This window comes from Klebsiella sp. Ech2A (genome assembly GCF_030078455.1).
GTDB lineage: Bacteria > Pseudomonadota > Gammaproteobacteria > Enterobacterales > Enterobacteriaceae > Klebsiella > Klebsiella terrigena.
The window spans coordinates 1-9823 of sequence record NZ_JAQGFU010000168.1; the positions used below are offsets into that span (position 1 = coordinate 1).

Here is a 9823-nt window from a genome sequence, read left to right on the forward strand (position 1 = left end):
GCGCAGCCCCGCGCCTGTGCCGCCCGCAGCAGCGGCGTCATTTCGTGGGTCATCACCACTTCTCCCACCCAGCAGGCGGGCGACAGCCGCTGCGGATCCAGCGGCAGCGGGTCGTCGGCCTTCATCCCCAGCGGCGTGGCGTTGACCACCAGGTCATGCCCCTGCGGATCGCGCTGCATCAGGCTGAGATCCAGCGCCGGATAGTGCTGCAGCAGTCGCCCGGCCAGCGCCTGCGCCGCCTGCGGATGGCTATCGTAGAGCGTCAGGACCCTGACCCCCGCCTCCGCCAGCGACGCGGCGATCGCCGAACCGACGCCGCCGCAGCCGACCACCAGCGCCCGCGCGCCCTGGGGCTGAAAGCCCTTGCGGCGGAGGCCAAGAACGAAGCCGTCGCCGTCAAACATATCCCCGCTCAGGCTGCCGTCGGCCTCGCGGCGAATGGCGTTGCACGCCCCGGCAATGGCCGCCCCCGGGCTGAGATGCTGCACCAGGCCGCAGGTGGCAATCTTGTGCGGCATGGTGACCAGCGCGCCGACGATGTTGGTCATCGAGAACAGCGGCGCGATAAAGGCGGCATAATCCTCCGGTTTGACCCCCATCGGCACCACTTTAACGTCCACCTGCTGGTTTGCCAGCCACGGGTTATAAATCATCGGCGCCTTAAAACTGGCGGTTGGATAGCCAAGATGGGCTATCAGCCGCGTGTTGCCACTAATCACCATGTTCTATCCCTTTCCTTATTTTGCCAGCTCGATGCGTTTGACGTCGCCGAGAATAAACAGATACGCCACCACCCCGAGCAGCGCCGCGCCGCCGATATAGACAAGCGCGTAGAAGAAGCTGCCGAAGGCCGCGACGATAAAGCCAATAATCAGCGGCGTGAGGATCCCGGCCAGATTGGCGCAGAAGTTAAACAGCCCGCCGGTCAGCCCGCCCAGCCCCTGCGGGGCGATATCGGAAATCAGCGTCCAGCCGAGGCCGACCATGCCCTGGCCAAAGAAGGCGAAGGACATCACGAGGATCACCGCCAGATCGCTGGTCAGCCAGTTAGCGGAGATAATCGTGCTGGCCATCAGCAGGCCGGCAACGCTAGGCAGCTTGCGCCCGAGGGTCGCCGAGCCGGTGGCCTTCAGCAGCTTGTCGGAGACCCAGCCGCCGAACATCCCCCCGCCGGCGGCGGCGAGGAACGGCAGGATGGCGAAGAAGCCCACCTTTAGCCACGGCATGTGGCGCTCGGTCGCCAGGTAGGTTGGGAACCAGGTCAGGAAAAAGACCAGTACCGTATTGCCGGCAAACTGACCGATGCTGGCGCCGAGGATCTGCCGCTTGCCGAGCAGCTGGCGGACCAGCGGCCAGCTGAAGACCATCCGCTGCTGCGCCGCGTTAGTCATGCCGCCGCCGCTGGCAATATGCTCGCGCTCCTGCGGGCTCAGCTGCTTATCCTCATGCGGATCGCGGTAGCAGCACCACCACACCAGCGCAAAAAGCACCCCGACCGCGCCGACGCTGATAAACAGCGTCCGCCAGCCGAAGCTGCCCATGATCCAGAACAGCAGCGGCGAGAAGCAGGCCAGCCCAAGATATTCGCCCACCGTATACACCGCGGTGGCTTTGGCCCGCTCCTGCTGGGGGAACCAGGCGCTGACTACCCGGCTGTTGACCGGAAAGCACGGCGCTTCGCTGACCCCAAGGCCAAAACGGCAAAGCAGCAGCGTCTTGAGGCCAATCGCCATGCCGTGAAACAGGGTAAACAGCGACCACAGGGTCAACGACAGAAAATAGGTCACCTTGTTGCCGAAGCGGTCGAGAAACAGGCCGCCGGGGATCTGCGCCAGCGCGTAGGTCCAGGCGAAGGCGGAGAAGACGATCCCCATCACCGCAGCGTCAATGCCGAGCTCGGAGGTTAGGCTGGGGGCCGCAATGCCTAATACCGTGCGGTCAAGGTAGTTAACCATCGTACCGACGGCCAGCAGCGAAAGGATCCCGATCCGCCGCCGGGAGCGGCGAGCGGTGGTCGCGGTCTCTGCCGTCGCCGCGTGGTTATGGCTATAAGAACTCATAGTCGTTTCCTGTCATAGACACCTTATCACCCGCGCTTTTTGCGTGGACGGCAGGAACGTTGCCGCCTTAGCGCAGCGCGAATGATGCGGTGCGTGGGGTGCAGATGAATGTTGTTATTGTATGGGTGATACGCACTTAATGAACCATTTGATACAAACTAGCCGTACTGCATCGCCGAAAGGCGTACCGCCGCGTTCGCCGCGCCGTAGAGCGCGTAGCCGCCGCGTCTTTCGGTCAATTCAAAGAAAAAGCGCCCCGATGAGAACGGTCGGGTGTAGAGATGCAGGAATTCACCGCCCTGACCATCGCGGTCGTAGAGGATCTGCAGACGTTTGAGCTGCGCCGCGCGCTCGTCGGCGCCAAAGCGCGCCACCAAATCCTCGTAGTAGTTTGCCGGGATCGGCAGCGCGTCGAGGGAGACCTCAGGCAGGCTATCGAGGGTGGCCGGCAGGTCCCGGCAGGCGAAGGCCGCATGCTGCAGTCCCGCGCCCTGATAACAGGCCACGGAGCGGGCAATCTGCGTCGCGCGGCTTTGAGAAATATTCAGCGCCAGGCGGACGTTGCCCTGCGGGCTGTGCACCGCGAGGCTGCGCACCAGACCGTACGGGTCCGGCAGCGTCTGTTCGTGTTCGAGCGTAAAGCCGAAGACCGTGCGGAAGAAGATAATCCAGTTATCGCGGCTGTCCGCCTCCATCCCGAGCGCCAGGTGATCGATGCCGCTGTAATCATCGCGCACGGCCGCAGGCGGCTGCAGGTGGAAATCACGGGCGTAGATATCGTCCCCGTGCTCAATCAGATAAATCAGGCTGCCGTCCGGGGCGCAAACCGCCGGGATCGGGCTTTCGTTCGGCCCGGCGTCGCCCTGCCAGGTGGCGTAGCCGTAGGCGCGAGCGCGGGCAATAATCGGCGCGCTGCGGCTGACGCCGAGGGCCATCGCGCACAGCGAAACCCCGTGGCGCTGGTGGAAATGGTCGGCCCAGCTGTGCGGCTGAAAGTTGACGATGGCGCGTGCCGCACCGTTACGCCACAGCGCCACCTGCTTCGAACGATGCCGCCCCTCCTGCTGAAAACCCAGCTGCGCCAGACGCTGGCCGAGAGCTTTGGCCTCGGAGGGGCTGGCGGCAAACTCAATAAACTCCAGCCCGGCGTAGTGCGCAGGCTCCGGTGCGTCAAACAGCGCCGCATCGCTGCTCGCCAGCCGGCGCCGGGTCTGCTCCTCCAGCCACAGCAGCGAGCGGTAGCCGTCCTTCGCCGTCGCGCCGTTCGGCGAGGCGCGAAAACCATCGTTAAAGATCTCCAGCGACCACGGGCCGCGATAGCCGCAGCGGGTCAGCTCGCAGGCAAAATCCACCAGCGGCAGCTGCCCCTGGCCGGGGAAGCAGCGGAAATGGCGGCTCCATTCGAGGACATCCATCTTCATCAGCGGCGCGTCGGCAAGCTGCAGGAAGGTGATTTTAGCCACCGGCACTTCGTGCAGGCGCGACAGATCGTCGCCGCGCGCCAGGATATGGAAGCTGTCGAGCACGATGCCCATCGCCGGACTGTTAACCGCTTTTACCCGCTCCCAGGCCTGATGCCAGAGGTTAACGTGCGTTCCCCAGGCCAGCGCCTCATAGCCGACGATAATCCCCTCTTGTTCCGCCAGATCCGCCAGGGCGCGAAGGTCGGCCACCTGCAGGGCGATATCGGCGGAGCAGTCCGGCTGTACGTTGCTGCACAGCAGCATGGTGTCGCAGCCGAGCTCATGCATCAGCGCGAATTTTCGTTTCGCGCGCGCCAGATTGGCCGCAAACTGCGCGCGGCTGGCGCCTTCAAAATCGCGAAAGGGTTGAAAAAGCGTGATTTTTAGCCCTAAATCAGCCGCCAGGTTACGAATATCCGCCGGCGTGCCCGTATAATAGAGCAGATCGTTTTCGAAGATTTCGACGCCCTGATAACCCGCAGCGGCGATGGCGTGAAGCTTTTCAGGTAAGGTACCGGAAATCGAGACGGTGGCGATTGAGCGCAGCATAGATCCTCGTGTCATCAGCGGACGTGAGCCATGAATATGTATCATTTGGTTCATTCGCGCCACGCAAGGTTGCTAAATTGTGATCGTTATGTGTATTTTTTGTCTCTCAGAAAAAAGGAGTGGTTATGTCCGTGGTTGCTCATGATGAAGCACAATCCCTGAAAGAGCGGATCTTCGCCGCCGCGATTGCCGTATTTGCCGAACACGGGCTTTCGGGGGCGCGGATGGAGCAGATTGCCGTCGAAGCGCAGACCACCAAGCGGATGGTGGTCTACTACTTCAAAAGTAAAGAGCAGCTGTATCAGGCGGTTCTGCAGCACGTCTACGCCCGCATCCGCGAGACGGAGCAGCAGCTCGGGCTGGAGCAGCTTCCTCCGGTTGAGGCGCTGGTTCAGCTGGTGAAGTGGAGCGTGCGCTATCACGCGACGCACGCCGACTTTATGCGCGTTATCTGTATGGAGAATATGCAGCGCGGGAAGTGGCTGCAGGCGTCCGGGCAGCTAAAACCGCTGAACCGAACCGCCCTGTCCATTCTCGAGGACATTCTCCAGCGCGGGCAGCAGCAGGGAATTTTTCAGGCCGGGCTCGAGGCGCGGGACGTCCATCGGCTGATCAGCAGCTTTAGCTTTTATCAGGTCTCGAACTTTTACACCTTCAGCAGCCTCTATCTCGACGATCCGCTGCCGGAAATCGACGATGAAGCGATGGTCGCCCACCACTGCGATATCGCGGTAAAAGCGGTGGTGCGCTTCGTTATCTCCTGAAGCCTGAAGCGCGGCCGTCGGCGTTATTCATGTCCGGATAAGGCGTGAATAACCCGGGTCATCGCTTCATGCGTCAGCTCAGAGCGGGCGATTTTTGAATTCGCCAGCGCGGTGCGCACGACGCCGGCAATCACGATATGTTTCGGTTCCTGACCAAGATCGCGCATTTCGAGCACCACTTTCCCCACCACGCGGCACATTTCCTGGTACAACTCGTCGTCTTTCGCTCGGTTTCCCATCGAATTTCGCTCGCAAATTATCATTATCAATCAAATCATTATTGATATATTTTCCGTATAAATCAAACCAGCCCGCAGTTTCTTCGCTAATGGCGAATTTACGTAACAAAACCGCGGTAAAAACCGCGCGTCGGGGCCGATTTAGCTTAGCGACTGGCGAAAATTTGTGTTGCAGATAAGATTGTAATTGGTGTGAGTTTTGTTGCGTTAGTATAACGAAAAATGAAACGTTGTTTTCATTTTCCTTTTTTGTTTCATCGTCGTATAATGCACACCGAATCTTTCTTGAATGGTTTCAGCACATTGGACTGCATGACTAAAAGCATACAAAATTGCCTCTTTTCATGGGCTGAACCGCCAGCACACATTCTTCTGCACGCTTTTTTGTTGTCACCTATCCTTAGAGCGTGCCATAGCAACTTTCGCAATACAGGTTTGACTCCACGGCACTGCGCCCACGGAGCGAGATTCCCCAATCCTTCACAACTTAAAGACTAATACCTTCATGAAAAAGACCAAAATCGTTTGCACCATCGGTCCGAAAACCGAATCCGAAGAGATGTTAACCAAGATGCTGGACGCGGGCATGAACGTCATGCGTCTGAACTTCTCTCACGGCGACTATGCTGAACACGGTCAGCGCATCCAGAACCTGCGCAATGTGGTGAGCAAAACCGGTAAAACCGCCGCTATCCTGCTGGATACCAAAGGTCCGGAAATTCGCACCATCAAGCTGGAAGGCGGCAACGACGTCTCCCTGAAAGCGGGCCAGACCTTCACCTTCACCACAGACAAATCCGTGGTCGGCAACAACGAAATCGTCGCCGTTACCTATGAAGGTTTTACCTCTGACCTCTCCGTAGGCAATACCGTACTGGTTGACGATGGTCTGATCGGCATGGAAGTGACCGCCATCGAAGGTAAAAACGTTATCTGTAAAGTGCTGAATAACGGCGACCTCGGCGAGAACAAAGGCGTTAACCTGCCGGGCGTCTCTATCGCTCTGCCGGCGCTGGCTGAGAAAGACAAACAGGATCTGATCTTCGGCTGCGAACAGGGCGTTGACTTTGTTGCCGCATCCTTTATCCGTAAGCGTTCTGACGTGGTAGAAATCCGCGAGCACCTGAAGGCTAACGGCGGCGACAACATCCAGATCATCTCCAAGATCGAAAACCAGGAAGGCCTGAACAACTTCGACGAAATCCTTGAAGCCTCTGACGGCATCATGGTTGCTCGCGGTGACATGGGCGTTGAAATCCCGGTTGAAGAAGTTATCTTCGCCCAGAAAATGATCATCGAAAAATGTATCCGCGCGCGCAAAGTGGTTATCACAGCGACCCAGATGCTGGACTCCATGATCAAGAACCCGCGTCCGACCCGTGCGGAAGCCGGCGACGTTGCTAACGCCATCCTCGACGGCACCGACGCCGTGATGCTCTCCGGCGAATCCGCCAAAGGTAAATACCCGCTGGAAGCCGTCACTATCATGGCGACCATCTGCGAGCGTACCGACCGCGTGATGACCAGCCGTCTGGAGTTCAACAACGACAACCGCAAGCTGCGCATCACCGAAGCCGTTTGCCGTGGTGCCGTTGAGACCGCCGAAAAACTGGAAGCGCCGCTGATCGTCGTCGCTACCCAGGGCGGTAAATCCGCTCGCGCCGTGCGTAAATACTTCCCGGATGCCACCATCCTGGCGCTGACCACCAACCAGACCACCGCCCGTCAGCTGGTGCTGACCAAAGGCGTGGTACCGCAGCTGGTTGACCAACTGGCCTCTACCGACGACTTCTACCGTCTGGGCAAAGAGCTGGCCCTGCAGAGCGGTCTGGCGCGTAAAGGCGACGTCGTTGTGATGGTCTCCGGTGCGCTGGTTCCGAGCGGAACAACCAATACCGCATCCGTGCACGTGCTGTAATAATTTACAGGCTAATACCTGTTTTTTTAAAGGCGCCTCCCTGAGGCGCTTTTTTTTTATTCAATCCCTAGCTGCTCTTAATAAAAATGCAAATCGGAATTTACTATTTAATAAGAGATTATCTAAGATGAATCCGATGGAAGCGTCCTGTTTTCACACGGATTTTTAAACTAATCCTCCAAATTCGTTGTTTCTTTGAGCGAACGATCAAAAATAGGCGTATTACCGTAAAAAAATATTCTCATCCCAAAAAAGTTTGTGTAATACTTGTAACGCTACATGGAGATTAACTCAATCTAGAGGGTATTAATAATGAATCGTACTAAACTGGTACTGGGCGCGGTAATCCTGGGTTCTACTCTGCTGGCTGGTTGCTCCAGCAATGCTAAAATCGATCAGCTGTCTTCTGACGTTCAGACTCTGAACGCTAAAGTTGACCAGCTGAGCAACGACGTGAACGCAATCCGTTCCGACGTTCAGGCTGCTAAAGATGACGCAGCACGCGCTAACCAGCGTCTGGACAACCAGGCTACTAAATACCGTAAGTAATAGTGCCTGTGTAATAGAAATGGCGCACATTGTGCGCCATTTTTTTGTCCCTCCCCGCCCGATTTACTGCACTCTTTTGCTCTCATCCACCGGCGCATTCTGCACCGACAAACTCGATACCGCCTCTCCAGCACTGCCCTGTTCACCGCCAGAAACCACCACCGGATAGCCCGCTCGTCTCGACAGCGCGCGCTTCAGCTGCGCCTCATCAACGGACTTATCGCCGGAAAACTGATGGAATTCTGCCGGCAGCGTATAGGCAAGGGTGCGGGTATTGCCGCTTTCATCCTGCGACAGCGGCCGATGGACCTCGACGTAGCGCCTGCCGTCCGGCTCAACCGCAAACTTCACCGGCTGATTGATGATGCGTACCGGCGTTCCGGTCTTCACCTGGCTAAAGAGCGCCTGAATGTCGGCGGCGTTCATGCGCATACAGCCGGAGCTGACCCGCAGGCCAACGCTGTCCGGCGCGTTGGTGCCGTGAATGAGGTATTCGCCGTTACCGTACGCCAGGCGCAGCGCATAGCGTCCCAGAGGGTTGTTTGGCCCCGCCGGGATAACGGGCGGCAGCTTAATCCCTTTCTCCAGCGAGCGGGCGCGGATGCCCGCCGTCGGGGTCCAGGTCGGATTGGGGATCTTCTGCCCAACGCGGGTGGTCATCTCCGGCGTTTCCAGGCCAAGCTGGCCAATGCCGAGCGGATAGACCTGAACCAAATTTTGCCCCGGCGGGAAGTAGTACAGCCGCAGCTCCGCCAGGTTCACCACAATCCCCTCCCGGGGCGTGTCGGGCAGCAGCATCTGCGACGGGATCAGCACCTGAGTGCCCGGTTTAGGCTCCACCGGCGCCAGCGTATCGTTAGCTTCGAGGATCAGCATTGCCGCGGTATCAAAGTGACGAGCAATCGCCTGCAGGTTGCGATCCCCCTCCTGTACCGTCCAGAATTGATTTTGACCAATGATCCTGCTGTTAGCAGGAGGAAGTGGGTAATCTACCGCCCAGGCGCCGTGCTGAGCGCTCAGGGCCGTCAGAAGGGATATCGTGAGGAGAGTCGCGCGTTTCATACTGAGATTCCTTCTTTCGCTAATAAAACGCCAGGATCTGTATATCGGTGGGAAACGCGTTCCCACCGAACGTAACAGAATGAAATCTACCTGTTTATTCTAGCTAAGATTTGCGGCTTTCGCGCGAATAGCGCGAATCATGGCTTCCAGCCCCTGCGACCGCGATGGCGTAAGGTGCTGAGTCAGCGCCATCTTTTCAAACCACGGGCGAACGTCAAAGGCGGTGATATCCTTGGCCGTCATTTGGTCATAGAGGATAAACACCACGGCGATGAGCCCCTTGACGATAGCCGCATCGCTATCGCCGCGCAGCGCGAGCACGCCCGATTCGCTCTGCTCGATAACAATCCATACCTGGCTCTGGCAGCCCTGGATAATATTTTGCGCCGTGTGCTCCTCGGCGCTCAGCGGCGCCAGCCGCTGGCCAAGCTCAATAATATAGAGGTACTTCTCTTCCCAGTTCGCGCAACGGCTGAAGTTGCGCAGCAGTTTATCTTTATCCGGTAACGCCGCCATGATTGCTTCCTTTAGCCTAATAGCCGGTGAATGCGCTGTAGTCCTGCGACCAGCCGATCCACGTCTTCCGTGGTATTGTACATCGCCAGCGACGCCCGACACATTGCCGGTACGCTAAAGAAGTCCATCAGCGGCATGGCGCAGTGATGGCCGGTGCGGATGGCGATGCCGTAGTTATCGAGGAAGCTGCCGACATCGTAGGCGTGGTGCGCCCCGAGGTTAAAGGCTATCACTCCGAGCCGCTGCGGCGGGCCGTAGACGATAAGGTCCGGCACTTTTGCCAGCTCCTGCAGCGCGTAGCGCATCAGGGTCTGTTCATATTCGCCGATCTGCGCCAGCCCCAGCGCGCTGACGTACTCCAGCGCCGCGCCAAGCCCGATAATCCCGCCGGTATTTGGCGTCCCCGCCTCAAAGCGCCACGGCGCTTTTGCCCAGGTGGTGCCCTGGGTCAGGCTGACGGTGGCGATCATCGAACCGCCCCCTTCCCACGGCGGCATCTCATCCAGCAGGTCCGCTTTACCGTAGAGGATCCCGATCCCGGTCGGGCCGTACAGCTTGTGTCCGGAGAAGACGTAGAGGTCGCAGTCCAGCGCCTGGACGTCCACCGCGTGATGCATCACCGCCTGAGCGCCGTCCACCAGCACCCTGGCCCCGTGCTGATGCGCCAGGGCGATCAGCGCCGGCAGCGGGTTTTCAATGCCCA

Annotated in this window: 11 protein-coding genes and 1 pseudogene; 4 read left to right on the plus strand and 8 right to left on the minus strand. The window is 58.7% G+C overall.

Annotated elements, in window-relative coordinates; translation table 11 throughout:
* From PFH44_RS21420 to PFH44_RS21430, 3 genes are all read right to left on the minus strand, one after another.
* Nucleotides 1–722: shikimate dehydrogenase family protein (locus PFH44_RS21420; RefSeq protein ID WP_283826085.1), on the minus strand; the 722-nt coding region annotated here is incomplete at its 3' end.
* A 15-nt stretch (nt 723–737) separates the two neighbouring features.
* Nucleotides 738–2060, minus strand: a complete 1323-nt coding sequence (locus tag PFH44_RS21425) for an MFS transporter (RefSeq protein ID WP_283826086.1) — start codon at nt 2058–2060, stop codon at nt 738–740.
* A 158-nt stretch (nt 2061–2218) separates the two neighbouring features.
* Nucleotides 2219–4072 carry a bifunctional sugar phosphate isomerase/epimerase/4-hydroxyphenylpyruvate dioxygenase family protein gene (locus PFH44_RS21430; protein WP_283826087.1) on the minus strand — a complete coding sequence of 618 codons (1854 nt, stop codon included), beginning with the start codon at nt 4070–4072 and terminating at the stop codon, nt 2219–2221.
* A gap of 125 nt (nt 4073–4197) precedes the next feature.
* On the opposite strand from PFH44_RS21430, the gene PFH44_RS21435 reads away from it, so the two are divergent.
* The gene (locus PFH44_RS21435) at nt 4198–4836 is read left to right on the plus strand and encodes a TetR/AcrR family transcriptional regulator (RefSeq protein WP_045858829.1); all 639 of its coding nucleotides are present in this window, start codon (nt 4198–4200) and stop codon (nt 4834–4836) included.
* 23 nt (nt 4837–4859) lie between these two features.
* On the opposite strand, the gene fumD is transcribed toward PFH44_RS21435, so the two are convergent.
* Nucleotides 4860–5075, minus strand: a complete 216-nt coding sequence (fumD, locus tag PFH44_RS21440; RefSeq protein WP_041146023.1) for a fumarate hydratase FumD — start codon at nt 5073–5075, stop codon at nt 4860–4862.
* Nucleotides 5068–5145: pseudogene (locus PFH44_RS21445) on the minus strand (hypothetical protein); the annotation flags it as partial. The gene fumD and the pseudogene PFH44_RS21445, both read right to left, overlap by 8 nt.
* A 242-nt stretch (nt 5146–5387) precedes the next feature.
* Here PFH44_RS21445 and ynhH point away from each other — a divergent pair.
* The 3 genes from ynhH to lpp all read left to right on the plus strand — a co-directional run bounded on the left by ynhH (nt 5388) and on the right by lpp (nt 7542).
* Entirely contained in the window at nt 5388–5573 is a 186-nt protein-coding gene (ynhH, locus tag PFH44_RS28140; RefSeq protein ID WP_422790060.1) for a protein YnhH, read from the plus strand.
* A gap of 7 nt (nt 5574–5580) precedes the next feature.
* Complete coding sequence (gene pykF / locus PFH44_RS21450) at nt 5581–6993, plus strand: pyruvate kinase PykF (protein ID WP_045858833.1); 1413 nt, start codon at nt 5581–5583, stop codon at nt 6991–6993.
* A gap of 312 nt (nt 6994–7305) precedes the next feature.
* Nucleotides 7306–7542, plus strand: a complete 237-nt coding sequence (lpp, locus tag PFH44_RS21455; protein ID WP_010430241.1) for a murein lipoprotein Lpp — start codon at nt 7306–7308, stop codon at nt 7540–7542.
* Between the two features lie 63 nt (nt 7543–7605).
* On the opposite strand, the gene ldtE is transcribed toward lpp, so the two are convergent.
* From ldtE to PFH44_RS21470, 3 genes are all read right to left on the minus strand, one after another.
* Complete coding sequence (ldtE, locus tag PFH44_RS21460) at nt 7606–8604, minus strand: L,D-transpeptidase LdtE (RefSeq protein ID WP_045858839.1); 999 nt, start codon at nt 8602–8604, stop codon at nt 7606–7608.
* Nucleotides 8605–8703: 99 nt separating this feature from the next.
* Nucleotides 8704–9120: a cysteine desulfuration protein SufE gene (sufE, locus tag PFH44_RS21465; RefSeq protein WP_041146026.1), complete on the minus strand. Its 417-nt coding sequence runs from the start codon at nt 9118–9120 to the stop codon at nt 8704–8706.
* An 11-nt stretch (nt 9121–9131) separates the two neighbouring features.
* Nucleotides 9132–9823 (minus strand): aminotransferase class V-fold PLP-dependent enzyme (locus PFH44_RS21470; RefSeq protein ID WP_283826088.1); only part of this gene is annotated, 692 nt, incomplete at its 5' end.